The organism is Mesomycoplasma conjunctivae (assembly GCF_000026765.1).
Taxonomy (GTDB): domain Bacteria; phylum Bacillota_I; class Bacilli_A; order Mycoplasmatales; family Metamycoplasmataceae; genus Mesomycoplasma; species Mesomycoplasma conjunctivae.
Genome location: NC_012806.1, coordinates 178,309 through 202,474, shown reverse-complemented (window position 1 = coordinate 202,474; position 24,166 = coordinate 178,309). Strand labels below are relative to the sequence as shown.

Here is a 24,166-nt window from a genome sequence, read left to right as displayed (position 1 = left end):
CCGGTTATAAATTCTTAAAGTAAAATGCTTCACATTTGTAAGTACTGTTAAAATGATAACAAATTTAAGATTCTATTTTGAATAAGTGTCAAAAATCAATTTAAAAAAATAGAAAAATAGAATTAAGCCAATAATATGCCTAATATTTTTCTATTAATTTGGTAAAATATAATTAATTTCTTATTAATTATAAGGAGTCAAAAATGATTATTGTAAATTCGCAACCACAAATAGAACAAAATAATAAAAACTTTTCTATTGAAGTATTAAAAAATACTCTAAATAATTTGAAAAGTATTTTTGATAAGGAAATTACAGAAATTAAAACAGAATATAATAATTCAACTTTGATGCCTTTTTCAAGCAAAAATAAAACAGTAAATGATTTTGTTACAAACGACGATTGAAATACTATAAATCATCGACTTTTTTGAGCTATACAGACATATTTAGATTTTCATAAAACTGCCAAAAATATTTTAAGCGACTTGCATTCATTCTTATATAAATTAAATCCTTTGTGAGACGCGTCTGCGGCTGTTGGTGATTTCTTTGATGCCCTTTATGAAAGCGGAAAAACAGGTATTAAACCTATTGATACCGGTATTTTTGCTGGCAAAACTATTTTTACAGCACTTGGTTTATTGAAAAGAAGTGAAAAATTTTTAAATTATTCATCTGATTTTATTATTCATATTTTTAAGGGAATTATGGAAGTTTCTAAAAATAAAAATATTGAAGAGTTACAAAATAGACTTATCTTTGCTAAAGATATTCTTAATAACATAAATTATAATTGATGAGACTATTTCTCTGTTCTAATTGCAAGAAATAAAGTAGAAGGATCGTTCAATACTATACATGGTATATATCAAAAAGCACATACACTTTATAATGATTATTTAAGAGAAGATTACTGGGGCTCATCATCATGATACTAGAAGACAAAATTCATTTAATTCATCAGTTTAAATTAATTAAGGAAAAACTTTATTCTCAATATATTCTCTTGTTTATATCTTTTATCTTTTTACCGATAATGGCTTTTTTTGGACTAGTAGCTATTATTGATCCCTCTTTTTATGGTCACTCTTTTCCACAAGATTCCAACAAAAGTAGCGGTTATTTTGTGATACCTATAATATTTATTCTTTTGTTTTGAGCATGCTTTTATGGTTTTATCAAAACCATGTCTATTATCATGATTAACAAATATTTTGAATTCAATATTTTTAGAGCACTAAAATGATTTAAGATTTATCTTATCATTAATTTTCACTATGATATTTTCAAAATGATTAGTGCAAAAAATAGCACAAGTGATAAATTAAATACAAATTTAATTTCCTTTTTTGATTCTAAAGGTTTAGTTCTCCATGGTAGTGGTTCAATAAATTTTGCTTATAATGACTTTTGAAGAAAAAATAATGATCTAGACTTCGCTTCTGCTTCAAATGAGACAAAATACATTGATGCTAAGTCGCTTGAAAATCTTGAAGAAAAATTCAAAGATTTTGCTGCTAGCAAATATCAGTACAACAATATAAAAATTGAAGTTTTATACTCAAAATACATTCCTAAAAGCTTTATTACTGCAAAAAAGAATATTAAGATTCCAAATATAAATTTCATGATCGCTATGAAAATGCACCAAATACTTCAATTATATTTAGTAAATAATGACGATAAAATATCCAAATTAGATTACGAAGTCAAAATTAAGAATTCTTATATTGATTTAGCATTTTTGTTAAGCAAAAATAATTATTGAAACTATAAAAAAATTACAGAAGCGTTTTCGTATTTGTATTTGTCTAATTATTTCTTACAATTTTATTTGAATAAAAATATTTTTGATTTCTCAAAGCCACAAAACACTGAAAAATTTTTGGAATTCGTCAAGTTAAACAATTCAAAAAACATTAATTTTTCAGAAGTGTATTTATTCATTAGAAATTTTGTTAAGTTAATAGATAAAAATATTTTTGTAAAAAATATTGGTGATGGAATTAATAAGATCATTGAAAATAAACATTCTTTATATGATAAATTTATTAATGAACCTAAATTAAACAAAAACAATTTTTCATCTCTAAAATGAACTTTTGCTAATGAGTATGAAAAGAATGTTTTTTTAAATAAGTACTACAAAAATATAGATGTACAAAATCCAATAGTTAATTCCTTTTTGAATGAATTAAATGGCGCAGACAACAATATGCTCGATGTTAGAAAAATTTTATTATATGAATTGAATCAAAAAATGGAGCTAGTTTATGAATCGAAACAATAAAATAATCTTTTCTCAACTATACGCGCTTATTTCAATTATTCTTTGTTTGTTTATTCTTACGATTTATCCAATATTAGATAGATTTAATCAGCTATTTCGCATATTCAGTATTGAATCATTTGTATTTTTATCTATAACAAATTTGTCTCTAACCTTTATATTTATAGCATTGCTATTATCTTTTGTTCTTTATTTTTCACTTGATTCATCTGTTTATATACATATCTTTAAATACAAAATTTTGGTTATCGTATCTTGTTTATTATTAGCAGTTATGATGTTTATAGCCGTTTTCATTTCACTTGTTTTAAATGTTATTGATAATAAGAATCACATTACTATATCAATAATTCTATATTTTGCTAATTGTCTATTAATTGTATTCTCGTTGTCTTGTATTATTAGAACATTAATATTAATTAAGAAAGCTTAAATAAATAATTGTTAAATTTATACTTGAAAAAATAAAAGCAACTTTAAATTGTAAAACAATGAAAGTTGCCCTAAATAGTAAGTTCAAGTGCAACATGTGCACTTAGCTTTTTTTACTTTAACATTTTAATGTTTTTTGCTTTTCCTATGTTTCCCAGTTGGGGCAAAAATATAAGGATTTTTATAAACCATGACAAAAAAAGTTAACACTAAGGTGTTGGCTTTTTTGTCCGAATTTATTTTGTTTACTTTTTTTATTAGTATTCAATTCAATAATTACTTATTTTTTGCAGCATTTTCGATTTTAGTTACTAATGGAGTAATAATTTTATTAACTAATTTATTAGCTTGCCTGTCAATGAATTTAATTTCTAAAAATGCAAATGTTCCAACTTTTTTAAGACTGTTAACAATAAATTTGGAAATTTTTTCCGATAAAACCTTAGAAATTACATTTTTATCGTCAATTAATACCATTAAATAAATTGTTTTACCTAAATTTTCAATGAAGCTATTGTCAAATAATTCAGAAAGTTGATTAGCTAGTTTTGCACCGATTGTTCTAACTCTATTTTCTTCATTGATTTTATTATCATTTCAATCTGATTTTGGTTTTTTAAAGTCTAATTTAACATTTTTGGTTTTAATATTGTTTTTAGTGTTGGTTAGTTCAATATTTAATGACCAAGCGGGCCTAATATCTTGATTAATTTTAGTAATTCTAATATCCTTTTCAAGAGTTACATTTTGTGATTTTAAAAAATCTAAAATCATTTTTTCTGCTGCTTGATATTCTGTTTCTTTATTATTTTTTTTAGCATCATCAAGTGATATTTTACCATTTTTAATAAGTTTAGTTTTTATTACTTTATCGATCGCATTTTTAAGTTCATTTGTAAATCATTTTTCAGTTACATAAAAATTATTAAATTCTTTTTGTAGTAGTGTTTCAAATTCTTTAGCATCAGACTGGGTTTCAAATTGCACAAATATTTCTTCAGTTCCAATATCTGGTTTAAGATTTGTAAAGTCGAATTTTTCTACTTTATTAAATATATTTTGCATGAATTCATCTTTTGTAAATTTTTTAGACAAACTTTGGCCTAAAAAATTTACAGATACATTTACAAAATCATCATTTGATTGTGATGCTTGGTTTAATTGATTAACAAAATTTTTGAATCTAGCTTTAAATTCTATATTTTCATTAGTGTTTAACTTAACCTCAAATGTAGTTTTAGCTTTAATTTGTTGCCCTGGCGTTGGATTTTGATTATTTGTGGCATTAGATTTATCATCTTGCTTTTTTTGATTATTTGTGGCATTAGATTTATCATCTTGCTTTTTCTCTAATTTCGCACAAGAAAGAGCAATAAGTGGCAATAATGATACTGGCGACAATGAGCCAAAAATAAATAATTTTTTAAGTGATTTTTTCATCATTCTCCTTTATAAATGTAAACATTATATATTATATATATATATATATATATATATATGAGAAGCACAAAGTAAAAAAAATCACTTAAAATATAAATTCTTAAAGTAAAATGCTTCACTTTTGTAAGTGCTGTTAAAATGATAACAAATTTAAGATTTGATTTTAAATAAGAGCCAAAAATCAATTTAAAAAAATAGAAAAATAGAATTAAGCCAATAATTGCCTTAATATTTTTCTATTAATTTGGTAATAAATAAAGAAAAAAATCAATGAACTTTTAAGTTATCTTTTCAATAGTAGATTTATTTTTTGTGATTGATTATGTATTATGAATGCAGAAGTTATTGATGAATCGCCACCAAGTTTTCGGGCATAAGAATTGATTAAATTGAATATGTTTTTTGTGTCATATTCTAAGTATTTATCTATTGATTTACCTTTTGGAATAAACCTTCGAAGAAGCTTGTGACAATTCTCAATACTTCCTTTTTCATATGAAGAATATGGATGACAATGATAGATTTGAGCAATTTCTTTCAATTCATCTATTTTGTAATTTTCACTACCATTATCTATTGTTAGTGTGTCAATTTTTAAGTTATTTTCAATGATAATTTTGTATAAATTTTCCTTTACTGATGTTGCATTTCTTTTGGTGAATGTGAAGTAAAACATTCTGGTTTTTCTATTTATCAATGTTAAAATTACATACTTGTCAGTTGTTTTGCCAACAACAGTGTCCATTTCATAGTCGTTGTCATTCAATCGTTTGTTTATTGACTCAGGACGCAACGTAATTATTTTTCCAATGGATTTCTTTTTAGTATCATGTTTTACAACTTTTAAGTTCTTTCCTTTTCCAATTGACTTGTAAGGTAAAATATCAATTGGAATTTGTTTTGTCCCCATAATACTAATGAATCGGTAAAATGAAGACACTGATATTTTCCTCTTTTGTTTATATTTATTATTGCTATTATTTGCTGTTGAATATTGGTTTAAAATGTTTTGTACTGATTCCTTGACAGCTTTTTGATTTGGGTCTAAATAGTGTCTATTTTTTATGTAATAAGAATTCTTTTGCAAGTAAAGTTCTTTAATTTCTTTTCAACGATGTTTTATTTTTTCCTTGTATGGTGTTATTTTAAACAAGTGCCTATTATCTAATAATTCAATGAATTTATCAACACTTATTACGCGAATTAGTTTGCCTTTAAGTTTTGAAAAACAAAACGGACATGATTTTTGATATTTACTATACCCATATTTAAATTCAAGTTCAATATCTTTAAATCTTTTTTTAATTGACCTAGATTGAATACCAACAAAATTGCTCGCTTGCTCTATTGTTTTATCCTGTGTTAAGTGCAATAAAATAGACCTTAATTGTAATGGCCCAATATTATTTTTGTTGTACCTTGTTTTTGACTTTGATAAAATGTTTTCTCAGTCACGTTCTTAGATAATGTAATGAACAAATTCGTTTTTGTAGAATGTTTTATTACCCCATGAATATTTTTGTTTTTTATGAACACAAAAATCTATTTTTGTTCTATTGTTATAATTCATATTATAATTATTATACCTTTCGTTTTTCTTGTACTTATTTTATAGTAAAAAGCAGCTAAAATGCACCAAGATTTATTGCTTGGTGCATTTTACTTTAAGAATGAATAGTTATTAAATTGAGTAGACATTTTGATGTACTTTGATTATCTTAACTAGAAGAAAAAAGAAGGATTTTTATTTATATAATGTTCATCAAATAAATCACTTATGACCTGACAAGTGATAAAAAATATTTAAATAATAAATTGATAATGACATAACATAAGGAATATTCAAAAAATATTTTATGTAAGGCAAATTATTCTCAAAAATTGAATTAATGTTAAGTTTGATAAGTAAAATATAAAATATGTAAGCTATCAATAAATTTAAGGAAATTAAAGATAAATATGTAAGTTTAAATCATCATTTATTTTTTCTATTCATTTCATTATATATATTATTTTTACTATTAAAAATGAAAATTCTTAACATAAAATTATAATAGAAAAATAATGGGATAGTTGGAGGTCTACCGTGCGGTAAATAAGAATCATAATATATGAATGCATAAATATAAGAAATATTATTGTCTTCAATATACATATAAGGAGATTTTCAACCTCGTACTGATAATCTTCTTCTGAATGTTGTTTTTTTTGCCTTTTCAGTTTCTGAATTACCTTGATAATCGACCGTAAGTTTTTTCTCAACTCATCGGTAATCACTATATTTATCAAGGTATAGACTATCCAAAAAAGAAAAATGGTTTGTCGGGTCAATACTTCCTTTAGCTTTAATTATAATTTTCCTTAAAAGCTTATCAAAAACTTTTTGACCTAATGTAGTAGTCAAATATGAAAAAATTCAAAAGGTAGAAAAATAAAATATAATTTCTAAGAAATATCGGAAAACATCATTCTGAAAAATATCATGTTTAATATTTTTGAAAAAATCAATTTGATTAGTAATCGAGAGAATATAAGTAAACACAATATACAAGAATGGTGTGCTAATAAAATAAAGAAAAATAGGCAAATAATAATATTTTTTCTTATTTGGATCATTATTTAGTTTAAATACTAAATAATAAAATAAGCGCATGTATAAAAAACCTCTCAATAATGGGATATTTGGAATATCGCTAGGTATTTTGAGGTTAATAAATTTTTCAATTTTTGAGATGGTCATAATTAAATGTATTTATCAATTTTAGTGTTAACATTTGTTTTATTTGATGCAACAAATGCTAATGTAGAAATACCAGCAATTGCTGCAAAACTCAAAGATAAATTTATTATCAATTTTGTTTTTTTCACAATTTTTCTCCTTAATTTTGATTAATTTAATTATAAATGAAAAATTTATTTTTAGCAAGTTTTTGAAAAAAACTCACCCATTTTTGGGTGAGTTTTAAATTGAAATATAATTAATTATTAATCTTCGTCAGATTTAATTGCTCTTTGTTTTACAATAGTATCACTAATTTGTTTTGGTGTTACTTCGTAGAAATCAAATTGCATTTGGTAAGTTCCCCGTCCTGAAGTCATAGAACGAAGTTGGGTAGAATAACCAAACATTTCCGCAAGTGGCACACTTGCTCTAATAATATTTGCACCATCAGAGCGAGTTTCTTGTTCTTTTACTTGTCCTCTACGCCGTGATAAGTCTCCCATAACATCTCCAGAATATTCTGCAGGAACAAAAACAGAGACATCCATAATTGGTTCTAAAAGCACAGTTCCTACTGCATCTCTAGCTTTTGATAAAGCTTTAGAAGCTGCAATTTTAAAGGCCATTTCGGAAGAGTCGACTTCGTGGAATGAACCATCAAAGAGGGTAGCTTTGACATTGATCATTGGGTAGCCAGCAAGAATTCCAGCTTCCATTTTTTCCTCAAGTCCTTTTTGAATTGATTTGATGTATTCTTTAGGAATTTTTCCACCAACAATCTTGTCAATAAATTCAAATCCACCATCTGGATTTGGCTCAAATTTAATTCAAACATGACCGTATTGTCCACGTCCACCTGATTGTTTGATGTGTTTTCCTTCAACATCGGCAATTTTGGTAATTGTCTCACGGTAACTAACTTGAGGTTTTCCAACTTTAGCATTGACATTAAATTCTCTTTTAAGACGATCAACGATGATATCTAAGTGAAGCTCACCCATTCCAGCAATAATAGTTTGCCCTGTTTCATTGTCAGTTCAAGTTTTAAATGTTGGATCTTCGTTTGCTAATTTTTGTAGTCCGGTAGCCAATTTTTCCACTTCAGCTTTGGTCGCTGGCTCAAGTGCTTGTGAAATCACAGGTTCTGGGAAAGTCATTTTTTCTAAAACAAATTTTTTACTCTTTTCAGAAATCAGTGAGTCTCCGGTAGTAGTCTCTTTGAGACCAACAAAAGCTCCAATATCACCAGTGCGTACTTCTTCAATTTCTTCACGTGAGTTGGCATGCATGGCCAAAATTCTTCCAACACGTTCTTTTTTACCTTTGGTCGAATTAATTATATATGTTCCTTTGTTTAAAACTCCGGAGTAAACTCTAAAAAATGTTAGTGATCCAACAAAAGGGTCATTCATAATTTTAAAAGCTAGTGCTGAAAATTCTTCATCATCGCTAGCCGCAATGTTGATTTCTTCATCATCACGGAAAGCTTTAACTGCAGGCACATCAAGTGGTGAAGGTAAATAATCGATAACAGCATCAATCATTTTCTTAACACCTTTATTTTTAAAGGAAGTTCCACAAACTACTGGGAAAAATTGTGCAGTAATAGTTGCTTTTCGAATTGCAGCTTTTAAAGCTTGAATACTAATTTCTTTTTCTTCTAAGACATCATTCATCAACTCTTCATCAAAGTCAGCAACTGCTTCAATTAATTCTTGACGCATGATTTTAGCTTTATCTAATAAGTCAGAAGGAATTGCAATTTCAAATTCTTCTTCTTCTTTTTCACCATTGTAGCTATAAGCTTTGAGCTCAACTAAATCGATAATTCCATTGAAGTCAGCCTCGGAGCCAATATTTAATTGAATTGCTCGAGCATTTCCGTTTAATTTTGTGCGCACAGATTCAATAGAAGCTTCAAAATTGGCTCCTGCTTTGTCCATTTTATTAACATAGACTACCCGCGGAACTCCATAATTGGTAGCTTGTCTTCAAACGGTCTCAGTTTGTGGTTCAACACCTGATTGGGCATCGAGGACAGCAACTGCTCCATCGAGAACTCTTAAAGAACGCTCAACTTCGACTGTAAAATCAACGTGTCCTGGAGTATCAATGATGTTAATTCTTTTACCTTTTCAAAAAGCGGTAGTCGCTGCTGAAGTAATAGTAATTCCACGTTCTTTTTCTTGTTCCATTCAGTCCATTTGGCTAACCCCATCGTGAGTTTCACCAATTTTGTGAATTTTACCTGTGTGAAACAAAATTCGCTCAGTTGTTGTTGTTTTTCCGGCATCAATGTGTGCCATAATTCCAATATTACGATAGTCTTTTAAATCAAATTGTCTTGCCATGATACCTACCATTTAAAGTGAGCAAATGCTCTGTTAGACTCAGCCATTTTATGTGTATCTTCTTTTTTCTTGAATGCTCCACCTGTTTTGTTAAAAGCATCAATAATTTCGTTTGCTAATCTAACATCCATTGTTTTTTCATTTCTTTTACGTGCAAATTGAATTAATCAACGAAGTGATAAAGTTTGTTGTCTACGAGCTGAAACTTCAACTGGTACTTGATAGTTAGTTCCACCAACACGGCGGGAGCGAACTTCAGTTTGTGGAGTAATGTTTTTAATAGCTTCTTGAAAGACCTCAAAAGCGTCTTTTCCAGTTTTTTGTCCGACAATTTTAAAAGCGGAATATAAAATATTTTGTGCTGTGACTTTTTTACCATCAAGCATAACGGTATTAATTGCTTTTGTAATTAATTTAGATTTAAATACTGGATCAACTAATACATGTCTAATAGGGGCTTGTTTTTTACGTGACATATTATCTCCTTATATTATATAGTTTAAAATTATTTAGATTCTTTTGGTCTTTTTGTTCCGTATTTAGATCTACCTTGTGCTCTTTTAGCAACACCAGTTGTATCTTGAGTACCTCTAACTATGTGGTAACGAATACCTGGTAAGTCTTTAACTTTTCCACCTCTAATTAGAACAACAGAGTGCTCTTGTAAATTATGACCTTCACCTGGAATATAAGCGTTGACTTCCATTCCATTAGATAATTTTACCCTTGCATATTTACGAAGAGCTGAGTTAGGTTTTTTTGGTGTCATTGTTGCCACCCTAGTACATACTCCTCTTTTAAAAGGAGCAGAAAGTTTTAGTTCTTTTTTGTGCAATGAGTTAAATATTAAATTAAGTGCTGGAACTTTGGATTTTCCAACTTTTTTAACTCTAGCACCTTTAGCTAATTGTGATATTGTTGGCATTTTTTCCTTAATAATTAAATATGAATATTTTTTAATGTTTTAAATTATATAACAACTTTTGCGGAAGTATCGAAAAAAAATGATTTTTTCATAAAATTCTTTATTTTTAAAGACTCTTTTACATCAGAAGAGATGATTCAATGAAATAAAAAAGCAATATCATGAATAAACCAGGACAAAAAAAGTTAACACTAAGGTGTTGGCTTTTTTGTTCAAGTTTAGGAGAAAGCTAACACCAAAAGTGTTAGCTTTTTTAAATTTTCAAATGCAACAAAAAGGAGAATGCTAATGTCAAGACACTTTATAAAAAATGAGTTTGATATGATTTATAAAATTTACAACGAATTTGGATTAAAACAAACAATAAATTATATAAATGATATTTAGCCAAATACAAATTTTATAACCAGAGAACATCTAGTTCAAAGAATCAAAAAAATTATTATATACTATAATAATGGTATGCAAGATCAATTATTAGATAAAAAAGGTGCAAACAGAAAGCCAGGGAGTGGCAGACCTAAAAAATCAATTGAACCTGATTGAAACGAATTTACAAAAGAAGAATTAATAGAAATAGCTAAGAGATATTACGAAATCAACAAGAATAAATCAAAATCAGGAAAACTTAGTGAAGCCAAAAAACTAAATATTTCCTACAGCAAATCTGCAAAAATTTTTAATGTATGCAGACAAGCAGTGGCAAAATCTAAAACTAGAGTTATAAAAGTAAGAGAACACAAAAATGATGCAATAATTAAAAAATCCTTTCTTGATAACAAAAGTAGATATGGTCGCTTAAGGTTGAGTGCTTATATTTCTATTTGAATTTAGTATGCAAAATTAGAAAATAAAGAAGAAAGAGCGAAATTAAGAATACCAAATTCGTATTGCTGGATATTGTTAAACGTGACTACAATGATAAATTAAATAGAAATATTTTTGCTACTGATGTTTTATATATAAAACCTCCCAGAATTATAAAAAGTGAATGTTTAAACGAATTAGATTACAGCAAAATAACTTTAGAAGATCTGAAAAAAATAATTGCAGATTATATATTTTGATACAACAACTATAGAATTCAATCGATTTTAAATTGAAAAACACCACAGCAATATGCTATGATGTTAAAATAATATTAGACTGTTAACTTTTTTTGTCCTGGTTTATAATTACTCCTTTCATGTATAAAAAAAGACGACTAGATTTTTATCTAATCGTCTTTTTTATGAAAGTATTTTTTATTTACTTCATCTTCAAATTCCTTTATTAAGTTTTGATGGTTTTTAAAAAACCATTTTTTGTGATTTTCAATATATTCTTTTCTAATAATAGGATCATTTAAATCATTAGGCACTCTTTTAATTCTTTCATCTTCACTATCAAAACCTGTAAAATCTTCTTCTAATCTTTCCTTGCACATTCGAACATACTCTTCATTAATATCTATACCTATACCTCGTCTATTAGTTTGCTGGCAAACTCTAAGCATTGTTCCACTACCAACAAATGGGTCAAGTACAGTGTCATTTTCATTCGATGATACTAAAATCATTCTTTCATATAAACCTTCTGGTTTTTGTGTGGGATGTTTTTTTCTATTCTTATTGCAATAATGCATATGAGAAAATTGCCATACATTCCCCGGATTTGCACCCCTCATATTATTTACTGAACGATAAAATTTTTGTGGAACTCTTATATCATCTAAGTTAAAGGTAAATTTACTTTTATGCTTGGTAAACATTAGTATATCATCGTGTCTAGGAGAAAACCCTTTTGTCTTCCCTATTCCTTGTGTATAAAACCAAGTTATCCAAGAATTAAAATGCATATTCAATTCTTTTTCAAGTATACTATAGATATATGATATATATCTCGTACCCATAAAAATATATATAGTTCCATCATCTTTTAGTATTCTTTTTGCTTCGGTAAGCCACTGTCTTGAAAATTCTAAATACTCTTCAAATTTCAAATTATCTTTATTATTTCCATAATCTTTATTTAAATTGTATGGTGGATCTGTGACAATTAAATTAATACTTTTAGATTCAATTTTTTTAAGTTCTTCAATTGCATTTCCACAAATTATTTTTAAAGTTTTATCCATTTATTTTTAATTGCCTCTCTATAGAAATCTTTAATCGTTTTTCTGCTACTATGCAAATATTTTTTATCTAATAATTGACACATTTCCCAAGTAGTTCTTTTTTTAAAACTAACATAATTAATATCTTTTATTTGTATTTGACCAGTACCTAGAGCTGGATTATAGTTTATGTCATTATCTCCTATAAATTTTAAGTCATAAGCATCAAAGTCAACAACTTCCATAATCCCATCCATCAATTGTGTTTGTTCATTTCTTTCTGAATAAACTTTATGCTTAATCGACAATACTATAAACATATAATCGGGTTCAACTACATAAGCTGTCCTAATCCTAGAAAAAGAAGCAATATTAGGACCTTTTCCACTATTAACAATATCATTTGCAGTCGCCTTAACATCAATATTTCCTGTAAGAACTTTACCATTATCTTTCTTAAACTGAAGTATAATATCTGCCATTTCTAATCTTTCTTGTGCTTCTACATTTATTAAATTATATTTATTATTTTGAACATCTCTAATGCCGGCAAAAACCTCAGTTGCCCAAGCTTCGATCATAGGACCTGCAATCTTGTTTATATTTTCTAATGGTAGTCCTAATTTTAAATTTGTATTTATTATAATCTTATCATCGCCAGAATTTTTTCGTTCTTGTAATATATTTATTATTTGTCCAATAACAAATTTTGAATCTTTTTCATATCCTTCAGACTCTATAGGTATTTTAAATTCTAAATCTTCATATCTCATAATTGTTTTCTCCTCCATTTTAAATAATTTTAATAACATCTTCAATTTTACAATTTAATGCTTCACATATCCTTTGAATATTTCTAAGCGATATATATTCATTCTTTCCCATATTCGCTATGCAATTTGTTGTTAAATTTGCTCTTTCCAATAAATCTTTTTTCTTCATATTTCTTGATTTTAAAAGATTCCATAATGGCTCATACGATATGTTCATACTATCCTCTCTTGGCTTTTTATCTTGTTTAATTATAACAAAAAACTTGAGTTTCCTCAAGTTTTTTGTTATCATCTATTTTTCGTATACTTTAGGCAAATAATTTAGGATAGAAAGTAGCAAATTTTATTATGAATTCTGTTTTTGATAATATCTTAAACGTCACATCAAGTGATAAAAAACAAATTGAAATATACCAAAAACAACTAGAAACAAAACGCATAATTGCTCTAAAAGAGATTAAACTAAAGCATCCAGAATACTGGATTGACAAGCATAGAATCCGAACTATTCATACTATTTATGGCACTATAAAAGTTAAAATTACATACTTATCAAAACCAACTCCTAACTCAAATAAAAGGCAAGTTTTTGCTTTTTATCACGATGATTTTTTAAAAATAAACAAAGGGAAACAATATGATGTTGAATTTATAAATAGACTAAATATTGTCTATTTTGCTAACAAAAGAATTGACAACATATATAACAAAATTCCTACAATCGCATTACTTAGACACTACTTAAAGCAAACAAAAATACCCTTAATTTTAGACTTAAAAAGTCAAAATCAAACTCTGTTAAATGAACATATTAATGCTTTTAAACACTCTGAAAACCAACTTTTTAAGCTTGAAATTGATGACACTTTCTTGAAATTTAACAATCATACAAAGCGTTTAAAACACAAAATTAGAATGCTAATTTTACACCCAATTGACCAAAAAACAACTAATATAAATTATTCAAAAACCATTGCTTTTTATGTTATTGAACCTACAAATAACAACCAAAATAAACCAGCAGCACAACTAAAAACAGTACGAATTGACCCATCAAAATTACTTATAAATGGTGATGGTGCAAGATGAATGAAAACCCTAAAAAACGAATTTAAATGTATTCTAAAACTAGATGAATTACATTTAAAACATCAACTTAAAAAGCTTTTACTAGTAGAAATGGAGCCTTAAAATGTATGAAAAAGCTGTTTAAACAATTTAAACAAAAAGGGTTAAATTTTAGTACTTGATACAAATTTTTTAATGATGTTTTAAGCAAAAATACCTATTTAAAATATCTACAATGTATTGATATTTTCTTAAATCAGGCAACCAAACAAACCTTACAAAAGAACAATGAAATGTTATAAATTCATTTTTTGAATATGTAAATAACAACAAAGAAAGCATCTGAGATACTAATGGAAATCGCTTAATTGGTAGCAGTTCTACCGAACATTTTATCTATAAAACCATGACCTCTAACAAACACGCTACATATAGCTTAGAATTATTTAAAAAACTGATGATTTTCAATAATAAAGAGCTTAACATAGCAACGGTATTTTTGAACTAAAATATTCAAAATTCAAACACCATTTTTATATATCTTTATATTATATAAATATAATATATTTTATTATATGGTACAACCTAACTTATTACTGGTACAAATCAAAATCATATTAACTAAAAAAATACCATTTTAAAAGAAAGCTTAATTTACTAAGTAAATTAAAATTTTGTTATGTACAAAATTTATATACCTTGCACCAATGGTGGTGCAAACTGCTATTATTACACATGGGTACCCCACCTTGTAGGCAAGATAAGAAAGTGGTAGAAAACCCTACCGGAGAACCACTTTTATTACTATAAGTAATAACATCATATCTTGATTGTTTACCACAATAAAAAAGTTGGCACTTTAGCTTTACCAAAAGGGTATTTTTATAATAAATAATTTACTATGTAAATTAAAACTTAACAAACTCAGTACCAACACTTAAAAATGAAAAAATAATATTTTTTCTCGTCCATGTTTTAAAAAGTGTGACACCATATACTTGGCGAGAAAGCAGTAGACCACTATAAAAATGCGTCTAAATCTTTTCACCGACTTAGATTTCTTAGCTCCTAAAATTCTTTATTTTTAAAGACTCTTTTACATCAGAAGAGATGATTCAATGAAATAAAAAAGCAATATCATGAATATATTGCTTTTTGAGTGTATGAGTAGATTGAGACAATAGGAAACAAAATCTATGTTATGAAACAAAATGTAAAAAAGTATTATTGAGGTTGGTAAACAAAAATAGTAGATTTTTTTATTTATTAAACTACTCATACTAATTTAGCGGGTTTACAACCCACTAATAAATTTTAACACAAAGATTTATAAAGTTTTTTTATCGAAAACTTCTATTTATATAAAGTTATCTTTTACTTTTATGTGCAATGAATTCATTAAAATAAGAATAAATTTGTAGAGTTACTAAAAAAATAAAAAGTTTTTTATTTATAACTTTTGTATGTTATAATTTAAATGCCACTAAAATAATAACCTTGTAACCTGGTCAGGATAGAAATATAGCAGCCACATCGAGAAGTGTTGTGTTTAGTGGTTTTTTATATATAATAATTAAAAAGTGAAATAGGATATGTCTCACAGTAAAAAACCGCGCAAAACAGAACAACAATGTCTTTGTTCAATTGATAAAAAACACAATAAAATTAATTGTCTAAAAAACAAAATTGTTAATAAAGCTAATAATGAAATATTTAATTTTGACCAAAAACCAGTTACGATCAAAAATGTTTGATTTGTTAAACCTATATCAATTTTTATGATGTTAGTCTCATCATTTTTATTTTCATTGGGAATTATTTTTTTTCTAGGTTTAGCTAATACATTTCCAACAGGAATGTCTGCAATTCCTAAATTAATTATAATAATTGTAAAAAATCAGACTGGAGTTGATATTAGTTGAGCTTTTTCACTAATTTTTTTAGTGATGAACATTCCATTCATAGTTTGAATATGAGTGAAATCCTCAAACAAGCAATTTGTAATTATTACGGTTTGTTGAATGTTGTTTCAAATTATGTGAAACCAGTTATTTTCCTTGGATTCACCTTTCAAAAGATTTTTACTTGACAATATTTTAATTTCTAAACCAGTAGAAGATAACTCTTGACAAATCATTTATTACACTTCAATAGGTGCTGTTCTTGCAGGGTTAGGAATTGGTATTGCTTGAAAATTTGGTGGATCAGGTGGTGGAACTGATTTTATCACATATTATATATCCTCTAAAAAAAGAAAAGCTTTAGGTAGAATCACGTTTTTTATTTCAATTAGCTTGGGTATTTTATCATTAATTATTTTTTATTTTATTAGTTATAACTCTGCAAATACAATTCAACTTTTTGGTATTAAAACATTTTCACTTTTCCTTTATTCGGCTATAAGCAGCAAAATAATAGATAAAATTTACCCAAAATTTGGAAAAGTTTTACTAACTATTTACACAAGCAAACCAGAGGAAGTAGTAGCTCATTTTAAATCAATTAAATATTGACACTCTTATAATATTTGAGAAGGACAATCTGGCTACACAAGTTTAAAACAGTCTAAGATTGAAACTATCATTTTTATAATCGAAAAGAAAACAATCTTAAAAGAAATTGGAAAAATTGATAAGCAATTTTGGTATTCTACTAGTAAAATAATAGATACAACAAACCGTCTTGACAGCACAAAATTAAACTAAAAAAATAACTCAAAATTTGTTTTTTTAAAAAATCACATAAATTTTATTACTTTTTTAAGTTGTTTACTTCTTAAATATCTTATAGGTAAATGTGATATAATAAAAAATAGAAAAACTTTGAACTATATAGTAATTTTGAACAGCAAACACATTTTTCAATGTGTTTTTTTATTTTTTAAAAAAGAGTACAGTTGCAAAAGCAAATCGGGAAATTTTTGACTTCAAACAAAAGCCAATTAATCTAAAAAATATCTGATTTATTAAACCTATTTCAATTTTTATAATGCTAATTTCATCTTTTTTACTTAGTTTGGCAGTTATATTTTTTAGGTATTGCCAATGGTTTGCCTACAGGAACATCAGCTATCCCCAAATTAATAACTATTATTGTAAAAAGGAAACACTTATTGATATTAGCTGAGAATTCTCGTCGATTCATTTAGTGATTAACATTCCATTTATTATTTGAAGTTAAGGTAAAATACCAAACAAACAATTTATCATAATAAATGTGATTTGGTTATTATTCCAAATTATGTCAAATCAGCTATTTACTATTAAATTTCCTTTTAAAGAGTTTTTAAGCAATAACATTTTAATACAAAAACCTGTTAATGAAAATTCTTGAGAAACTATTTATTATACTATAATTAGTGATGTTTTTGCTGGCACAGGTGTTCGTTTAACTTGGAAATTCGGAGATTACAGTTGTATAATAAGTTTTATAACTTATTATACAACTTCCAAAAAAATCAATTCGAAAAATCATGTTTTTAATCTCCATTAGTTTTGGTTTATTTTCTCTAACTACATATTGTTTTATAAGTTATAATAATACAGAAATTAATATTCAACTTTTTGGAATCAAAACCACAGCTATTCTTGTTTATTCCTTTATTACTACTAAAATTGTTAATAAAATTTACCCAAAATTTGGAAAAACTTTGCTCACTATTTATACTAAAAAACCAGAAGAAGTCTTAGCACATTTAGAAAAAGTAAATTATTGACATCCTTGCAATATTTAAGAAGGTGAATCTGGATATACTAATTTGAAAACATTAAAAATAGAAGCCATTGTTTTTTTAATTGAAAAAAACCCATTTTATGCCAAATAGCCAAAGTTGATGAAAACTTTTGCTACTCTAGTTTTAATATCCGAGATACAACCAATAAATTTGATTGTACTAAATAATCTAAAATATTTTTTTAATTCAAAGCAACAAAAAAACTTGGAAATTTCCAAGTTTTTTTATAAAGTTGACAGTGTGGTATTGGTAGCAAAAACAAGCCCACCTGCAAAGAAAACAAGTGCTAAAAATATATGTGCATTGTATTTAGCACGTTCTCATGATGGTAAGAATAATCCAGTTTTTTCGTATTTGGTTTCTTTATTTCTAGGGTTGTCCAAATTATATTGCTTGAGTTGTTCAGCTTTAAATTCTTTTATTTTACGACGTGTATAATTATGAAAAGAAATTGCAACTATTGATAAAATAAAAAAGATAACTGATAATGAAATTGAAACTGCAGGCGAAAGGCCAAGTGACTCGACTTTATCACGATAAAATGGATTAGTTACAACTTTTTGAAATAAAACTATCATAACTATAATTATATATTTTTTTATAAAAAAACCACCCAAAAGGGTGGGAAAAATAAATTGGATTATTATTAAGATGCTTGGGCAATTGAAAAGGCAAAGATGTCATCAATTTTTTGATTTTCAACTTTGATATCAACTTTAGTTTTCTTACTTTCAGGAAGCACTACTGTAATAACATCAGTGTTTTCTACACCATTTGCACTTAGTTCATCAAGATCCATAGTAGCAATTGGCTCTCCAGCTTTGACTGTATCACCAACTTTGACATTAGCAATAAATCCAAGACCTTTGAGATTAACAGTGTCGATTCCCATGTGAATTAAGACTTGTAAAGTTTCATCTTCGCTTACAAAACCAATTGCGTGTTTGGTATCAAAAACCATTTTAACTTTACCACTAATAGGTGCGTGGATGGTAGCTTTTCCAGTTTTACCAACACGAATTGCAAAACCATCTCCCATTAATTTAGCAGCAAAGACATCATCGCCAACTTCTTCTAATTTAATAAGCTCACCATATGCTGGAGCAAAAATATCAATAGTTTTTTCTTCAACAAATGAAGTCTCTGTTGACATTGTTGCATCTTTCTTACTTAATTGAAGATTAATAATTTCATCTCTTTGTGATTTAATTTTAGCATTTAATTGTTCAGCAATTGGTCCTAAAATTGCTTGTACGTGGTGTTGTCCTTCAATTTTAATTGCAACAGCACCTGCTTGTTTTAATTTTGCTTCAGATACTTTAGATAAATCTTTGACATCATATCTAAGTCTAGATGCACAGTTGTTAAATGCAGAAATATTATCAATTCCACCGTAACCTTCAATGATAGCTAAAACTTGTGGATCAACTGTTTGAGATGCACTTTTGTCATCTTTTCTTTTTAAATAATCTGCTTTAGTAAATAATTTAGTATTTCCGCCTCTACCTGGGGTTTCAAGATTTTGATATTTGATATAGAAGTAGAAGGCAAAGTAGTAGATAGGAGCATATGCAAGTCCAACTACTAATACTCATCAGAAGTGAGTTCCTTTTTGCACTGGTACAATTCCGTATAGAATTAAGTCGAGAGCACCACCACTAAATGCTTGTGGAATGTGCACACCAGCGAGGTTGGCAAAAAGGAAGGAAAGTGCCATAAAGAAGGCGTGGAATCCTCAGAAGAGGAATGGTGATAAGAATAAGAAAGTAAATTCGATTGGTTCAGTAACTCCGGTAATAAATGAAGTTAGTGCAGCTGGGAAGACAGTTCCAGTAGCAACACGGCGATTTTCTTTTGGTGCTGCCATAATCATAGCAACTGCTGCTGCTGGAAGACCAAACATCATTCCTGAGAATTTACCATCTGCAAATCTACCTGCTTTAAATCCATTATCTGCTAAGAATTCAAATAATGGAATGTTAAATTCTTTATCTCCGATTTTGTAATCTACAAAGTTTCCAAATTTAAGAAGTTGTAGAGACGCGGTTGAGTCACCTTGGAATGCACTTTTATTTTGCTCAATTGCAGCAAGTAATGCATTAGTATTAGCACCAAAGATAACCTGTGATCCTTCGTTTGCTTGTTTGATTTTATCTAAACCACTAATTAATGCTTCACCAGCATCACCACCAACTGATGAGAATCAAAGTGGTGCATAAAATACGTGGTGAAGTCCAAAAGGAATTAATGATCTCTCAATATAACCGAAGATAAGTGATTCTACACCATAAGGAGCGGATCCAATCCCTTGTCCGATTTTATTAAGAATAATTCCAATTCAAGGTCAAAAGATTAAGAATAAAATTGCTAATAATGCCATAACTGGTATATTTACAATAGAAACGAATCTTTTTCCACCATAGAATGAAATAAATTGAGGTAGTTGGATTGTGTAGAATTTGTTGTATAGTCACTGAGTAGTAAAACCAACAATAATTCCACCAAATACTGAAGTTTGTAAGGAATTATATCCTGCAAAAGCACCAACTAATCTTTCTAGTTCGATTGGGTTTCTTCCTGCACCCCCGAATAAAATAGTGTATCCAGTTGCTGGTTTTTCAGCAAGAGCAAGAAGTGAAGTTTTATCTGCTGCAGTTAGTGCTGTTGCGGATTCAAGGGCTTTTTTAAAAGCATCAACTGCAGTTTGATTATTATCTTTTAAGAATGTTTTAGCAGCTTCAGAAAGAGGTTGAGCATCTCTTTCTAAAACATTTACATACTGATCGGCAGTAATAAAAACACTTTGAATAGCAACAAAAATCATATAACCAATAACTGTTGCAAAGACGGCAACTCCAGCTTCGTCTGTAAAGGCGACGACAATTCCAATAGCAAATAAAAGAGGCAATATAGCAAAAACTGGGTTACCAAGTTGTTGAATAAATTCACCAAACTGTTTCCCAGCAATACTACTACTATTACTTGCGATCGCAGCACCAATTCCTAGAAACAATCCACCAATGGACATAACTGAAATTGGCAACATAAAAGCACCGGAAATTTTGGAAAGCACTTTACGTAATTTTCCACTTTTCGCGTTGTTCATATTGCGCTCTCTTCTACTAAAGATACTAGTTAAAGAGCTCATAGAAATTTGCTTCATATTTCTCCTTTCATTTTTTGTTTTTTATTGGTTATCTTTGATAACCTATTATTAAATTTTAATACATAAAAATAAAAGTATAAGCAAAAAGGTTTTGTTTTGACAAAATTAGAATTTTACATTTAAATTCAAATTTTAATTTATATTTTTTAAAAATAAGAAACTATTTTTGCGATATTATAATTTTGAAATTTTATTAGCTTATAAAGTTTGCAAAAAGAATAAAAAATATCTCTTTTAGGAGATATTGTGAAATTGAAATATTATTTTATTACTATTATTTTATTATGCAATAAGTTTTTCTTTGATCATGTAGTCTTTAATTGTGTTAAAGATTTCTTCTTCGTTTTGACCTTCTACTTCTAATTTAAATGTTTGTCCTGATTTTGCTCCTAAAGTCATAATTGACATAGTTGAAGCAGCATTGACAGTTTTTCCATTGCTAGTAATACTAATTTTTACATCAAATTCTTTTGTAAAAGCTAGCGCTAACTTACTAATTCCTGCCGCTGGGCGTGCGTGTAGTCCAATTGGATCAATAATTTGAGCTTCAAATGAAATCATATTTTTTGATATCCTTTCAATTTTATAAATTTAATTATAAAATAAATTTTAAAATAAAAAAACAAAAACAATTTATGTTTTTGTTTCGGTCAACTTAATGATATGGAGCAAGTGAAGGGAATCGAACCCTCACAATCAGCTTGGAAGGCTGAAGTTCTGCCATTAAACTACACTTGCATGTAAACATAATTATACACTATTTTTCAAAAAACAAGAAATATTTTTTTTTTTTTTCAAAGTGTGAATTATGTTTTCAAAATTAATTAATAGATAAATTCAGTCATTTTATCATTTTCAACAACTACAAAGACATCACCAGGCTGTGCTCCAAAAGGTTTTAGAACTTCGCGAGCTTTAGTAATATCTTTTTTAATTGCAGCAAAGAAATTAATAGAATCTAAGGAAACAAACACTGATGAGGTAATACCGAAGCTACCAATGACATTTTTGTCATTTACTACACCAATAACAGCTGTATTAGGGCGAAACTTTGCAATATTTTTTAAGAGTTGACCAGTTCTTGACAATACAATTGTATATTTGATGTCTCTTTCGTAAGCCAAGTGTGCTAAGTTGTGAGCAATGCGTGCACGGTGACCAGAAGAATTTTTAGTAATAACAGCTAATTGTTTGCTATAAAATAGTTTGTTGTAAAATTCTTTTTCTGCTCTTTTATTGATAGTTGCCATGACTCTAACTGACTCAAGTGGAAATTGTCCTTGAGCTGACTCACCTGATAACATGGTGGCATCGGCACCTAATTCTGTTGCTCAATAAACATCGCTAACTTCAGCACGGGTAGGCTGTGATGATTTTTCCATTGAATCTAACATCTGTGTTGCCACAATGACTGTTTTGCCAGCAAAACGACATTTTCTAACAATTCTTTTTTGTTGAAATGGCACTTCTTGATAAGGAACTTCTAAGCCAAGATCGCCACGGGCAACCATAATACCATCAGAGTGTTCGATGATTTCATCAATGTTTTCAAGACCTAAAGTAGATTCAATTTTAGAAATTATTTCAATATGTTTACCACCATTTTCGTCTAAAAGTGTTCTCAATTCTTTAACATTTTCTGCTGAGTTAACAAAGGAAGCTGCAACATAATTTATATTTTGACTAATTCCAAATAAAATGTCTTGTTTGTCTTTTTCAGAAAGAAAAGGTAGTGAAAAAGCAATTCCAGGTAGATTAACACGTTTGTTAGATTTTAAAACATGAGCATTTTTAGTTATGACAGTAACTTTATTTTTTTCTATAGCAACAACATGAGATTGAAGTTTTCCATCATCAAATAAGATAGAATCACCTATTTTTAAATCAGAATCCATTTCATAAGAAACTGTAATGATTTTGCTTGTGCCTTCAAATTCCTTGTAATCTTGTGGGCTAGTTAAAACTACTAATTCTTGATTTGCCTTGATTTCCTGAGCACCATTAGCCATTTTACCAACACGAATTTCTGGGCCTTTGGTATCAAGCATAATTGAAACTGGAATGTTTAATTCTTTTGATATTCTCTTGGCATTATCAAATTTTTTAATTTGTTCTTGATAATCCCCATGAGAAAAATTAGCACGGATTGTGGTTACCCCTGCAAGCACTAATTCTTTTAGCAAATTGTAATCTTCTGTTGAAGGTCCAATAGTTGCTATAATCTTAGTTCTCTTTGAAATAAATTCTTGCATATTGTTCATAAAAACTCCGTTTTTTAAAATAGTAGTTAAATTATATTACTTAAATTATACAATCTTAATTAATTTTTAAAAATTTTTGATATTTTTCTGATCCACGGGCAAAAATTTGAATATTTTTTTGCATTTCGTATTTTACCACATATAAATTTAAGTCTTTTGTGGCACTCACTTTTGGATTGATTAGGATAATTTTTTCTGCATTTATCCAACTAAAACTCGCTAGAATATCAACAAGTAGAGAATTGGCAATTTCTAATTCAATTTCATTTTCGTATATATCAAAATCTTTGTAAAAATCAAGATTAATTCTAGAATACTTGTCATTTTGATTGGGAATTTGCAAATCAAAATCGTTTTCTACAATGATTTCTTTTGGTTCCAAACCAGCAAAACTATATGGGTCTATTTGGCAATTTAGTGTATAAAAATATAGCTTTTCCAACGGATTACCATGAAAGACATCATTACCAATTTCATCAATATTTTTAAAAATTACTACCTCTTTAATTTGATTCATTGCAAAAGCTAAAGGTGATAATTTTTTAATTGTTTTTGGAAGCTCAATTTTTGAAATTAAATTATGTTCAAAAGCTGAATCACCAATTTCTTGGATTTCATCATTTCAAACAATTTCCTGTATTTCATTAAGCATAAAAGCTGAATCACCAATTTTTTGCAAACCTTTTGGCAAAATTAATTTGCTTAACTGCAAATTAAGTGCTGAAAAAGCATAAGTAGCAATTTCTGTAGCCTCTAAACTAGACAAATCAAGGACATCATTTTTTCTGTAATTTGGATTATTAATGATCGACATCGCTTCTTTGCGAGAAATAATACTTTTTTGCATTTTTTCCTATTTTTTTCTTTTTTTTGTAGTTTTTTCGAGTTTATCCTTAACTTGTAACGA

General features: G+C 27.8%; 23 protein-coding genes, 1 tRNA gene and 1 other RNA gene. 9 read left to right on the top strand and 16 right to left on the bottom strand.

From position 1 onward, the window contains the following. Positions 1-203: 203 nt before the first annotated feature. On the top strand, positions 204-941 hold the full coding sequence (locus MCJ_RS01010; protein WP_012751424.1) for a hypothetical protein: 738 nt from the start codon (positions 204-206) through the stop codon (positions 939-941). Further along, the gene (locus MCJ_RS01005) at positions 932-2,293 is read left to right on the top strand and encodes an MAG4530 family protein (protein WP_012751423.1); all 1,362 of its coding nucleotides are present in this window, start codon (positions 932-934) and stop codon (positions 2,291-2,293) included. Before MCJ_RS01010 ends, MCJ_RS01005 begins: the two co-directional genes overlap by 10 nt. A gap of 708 nt (positions 2,294-3,001) precedes the next feature. Here MCJ_RS01005 and MCJ_RS01000 read toward each other — a convergent pair. From MCJ_RS01000 to rpsL, 7 genes are all read right to left on the bottom strand, one after another. Next, positions 3,002-4,165 carry a variable surface lipoprotein gene (locus MCJ_RS01000; protein WP_129621931.1) on the bottom strand — a complete coding sequence of 388 codons (1,164 nt, stop codon included), beginning with the start codon at positions 4,163-4,165 and terminating at the stop codon, positions 3,002-3,004. Positions 4,166-4,448: 283 nt separating this feature from the next. Next, complete coding sequence (locus MCJ_RS00995; RefSeq protein WP_231833531.1) at positions 4,449-5,513, bottom strand: IS30 family transposase; 1,065 nt, start codon at positions 5,511-5,513, stop codon at positions 4,449-4,451. 396 nt (positions 5,514-5,909) lie between these two features. Beyond that, positions 5,910-6,905 carry a hypothetical protein gene (locus MCJ_RS00990; RefSeq protein ID WP_012751419.1) on the bottom strand — a complete coding sequence of 332 codons (996 nt, stop codon included), beginning with the start codon at positions 6,903-6,905 and terminating at the stop codon, positions 5,910-5,912. Positions 6,906-6,907: 2 nt separating this feature from the next. Further along, the gene (locus MCJ_RS03815) at positions 6,908-7,033 is read right to left on the bottom strand and encodes a hypothetical protein (protein ID WP_276211264.1); all 126 of its coding nucleotides are present in this window, start codon (positions 7,031-7,033) and stop codon (positions 6,908-6,910) included. Between the two features lie 117 nt (positions 7,034-7,150). Beyond that, positions 7,151-9,238, bottom strand: coding sequence for an elongation factor G (gene fusA / locus MCJ_RS00985; RefSeq protein ID WP_041594492.1), 2,088 nt, complete (start codon positions 9,236-9,238; stop codon positions 7,151-7,153). A gap of 5 nt (positions 9,239-9,243) precedes the next feature. Then, positions 9,244-9,714, bottom strand: a complete 471-nt coding sequence (gene rpsG, locus MCJ_RS00980; protein ID WP_012751416.1) for a 30S ribosomal protein S7 — start codon at positions 9,712-9,714, stop codon at positions 9,244-9,246. A 29-nt stretch (positions 9,715-9,743) separates the two neighbouring features. Continuing rightward, the gene (rpsL, locus tag MCJ_RS00975; protein ID WP_012751415.1) at positions 9,744-10,163 is read right to left on the bottom strand and encodes a 30S ribosomal protein S12; all 420 of its coding nucleotides are present in this window, start codon (positions 10,161-10,163) and stop codon (positions 9,744-9,746) included. Positions 10,164-10,625: 462 nt separating this feature from the next. Here rpsL and MCJ_RS03765 point away from each other — a divergent pair, with 462 nt between their 5' ends. Beyond that, positions 10,626-10,997, top strand: a complete 372-nt coding sequence (locus MCJ_RS03765) for a hypothetical protein (protein WP_012751413.1) — start codon at positions 10,626-10,628, stop codon at positions 10,995-10,997. Between the two features lie 56 nt (positions 10,998-11,053). After that, the gene (locus MCJ_RS03760; RefSeq protein WP_012751412.1) at positions 11,054-11,302 is read left to right on the top strand and encodes an IS3 family transposase; all 249 of its coding nucleotides are present in this window, start codon (positions 11,054-11,056) and stop codon (positions 11,300-11,302) included. 77 nt (positions 11,303-11,379) lie between these two features. Here MCJ_RS03760 and MCJ_RS00965 read toward each other — a convergent pair whose 3' ends face one another. Genes MCJ_RS00965 through MCJ_RS00955 form a run of 3 tightly spaced genes read right to left on the bottom strand, consistent with a single transcriptional unit; the run spans position 11,380 to position 13,323 of the window. Beyond that, the gene (locus MCJ_RS00965) at positions 11,380-12,279 is read right to left on the bottom strand and encodes a DNA-methyltransferase (RefSeq protein ID WP_012751411.1); all 900 of its coding nucleotides are present in this window, start codon (positions 12,277-12,279) and stop codon (positions 11,380-11,382) included. Next, positions 12,264-13,031, bottom strand: coding sequence for a hypothetical protein (locus MCJ_RS00960; protein ID WP_041594585.1), 768 nt, complete (start codon positions 13,029-13,031; stop codon positions 12,264-12,266). The genes MCJ_RS00965 and MCJ_RS00960 overlap by 16 nt, the downstream gene beginning before the upstream one ends. Before the next feature lie 19 nt (positions 13,032-13,050). Next, positions 13,051-13,323 carry a helix-turn-helix domain-containing protein gene (locus MCJ_RS00955; protein ID WP_231833525.1) on the bottom strand — a complete coding sequence of 91 codons (273 nt, stop codon included), beginning with the start codon at positions 13,321-13,323 and terminating at the stop codon, positions 13,051-13,053. 56 nt (positions 13,324-13,379) lie between these two features. Between MCJ_RS00955 and MCJ_RS00950 the strand changes: the two genes are divergently transcribed. From MCJ_RS00950 to MCJ_RS03575, 5 genes are all read left to right on the top strand, one after another. Continuing rightward, a complete protein-coding gene (locus MCJ_RS00950) occupies positions 13,380-14,222 on the top strand; it encodes a UPF0236 family transposase-like protein (RefSeq protein ID WP_012751408.1) in 843 nt (280 codons plus the stop codon). 5 nt (positions 14,223-14,227) lie between these two features. Beyond that, positions 14,228-14,401: a hypothetical protein gene (locus tag MCJ_RS03670; RefSeq protein ID WP_012751407.1), complete on the top strand. Its 174-nt coding sequence runs from the start codon at positions 14,228-14,230 to the stop codon at positions 14,399-14,401. Between the two features lie 1,170 nt (positions 14,402-15,571). Continuing rightward, positions 15,572-15,668: signal recognition particle sRNA small type (gene ffs / locus MCJ_RS03585), an RNA gene on the top strand. Between the two features lie 23 nt (positions 15,669-15,691). Next, on the top strand, positions 15,692-16,804 hold the full coding sequence (locus MCJ_RS00945; protein WP_012751406.1) for a YitT family protein: 1,113 nt from the start codon (positions 15,692-15,694) through the stop codon (positions 16,802-16,804). Between the two features lie 767 nt (positions 16,805-17,571). After that, positions 17,572-17,832 (top strand): hypothetical protein, encoded by a 261-nt coding sequence (locus MCJ_RS03575; protein ID WP_012751405.1) that lies wholly within the window; start codon positions 17,572-17,574, stop codon positions 17,830-17,832. Between the two features lie 224 nt (positions 17,833-18,056). Here MCJ_RS03575 and MCJ_RS00935 read toward each other — a convergent pair whose 3' ends face one another. From MCJ_RS00935 to MCJ_RS00910, 6 genes are all read right to left on the bottom strand, one after another. Next, positions 18,057-18,410, bottom strand: coding sequence for a hypothetical protein (locus MCJ_RS00935; RefSeq protein ID WP_012751404.1), 354 nt, complete (start codon positions 18,408-18,410; stop codon positions 18,057-18,059). Positions 18,411-18,478: 68 nt separating this feature from the next. Then, positions 18,479-20,995 (bottom strand): PTS transporter subunit IIABC, encoded by a 2,517-nt coding sequence (locus tag MCJ_RS00930; protein WP_231833524.1) that lies wholly within the window; start codon positions 20,993-20,995, stop codon positions 18,479-18,481. A gap of 285 nt (positions 20,996-21,280) precedes the next feature. Beyond that, the gene (locus MCJ_RS00925; protein ID WP_012751402.1) at positions 21,281-21,559 is read right to left on the bottom strand and encodes an HPr family phosphocarrier protein; all 279 of its coding nucleotides are present in this window, start codon (positions 21,557-21,559) and stop codon (positions 21,281-21,283) included. 103 nt (positions 21,560-21,662) lie between these two features. After that, positions 21,663-21,736: transfer RNA gene (locus MCJ_RS00920), tRNA-Gly, on the bottom strand. Positions 21,737-21,822: 86 nt separating this feature from the next. Beyond that, a complete protein-coding gene (gene pyk / locus MCJ_RS00915) occupies positions 21,823-23,259 on the bottom strand; it encodes a pyruvate kinase (protein ID WP_012751401.1) in 1,437 nt (478 codons plus the stop codon). Between the two features lie 55 nt (positions 23,260-23,314). Beyond that, the gene (locus tag MCJ_RS00910; protein WP_012751400.1) at positions 23,315-24,106 is read right to left on the bottom strand and encodes a leucine-rich repeat domain-containing protein; all 792 of its coding nucleotides are present in this window, start codon (positions 24,104-24,106) and stop codon (positions 23,315-23,317) included. Between the last annotated feature and the right edge of the window lie 60 nt (positions 24,107-24,166).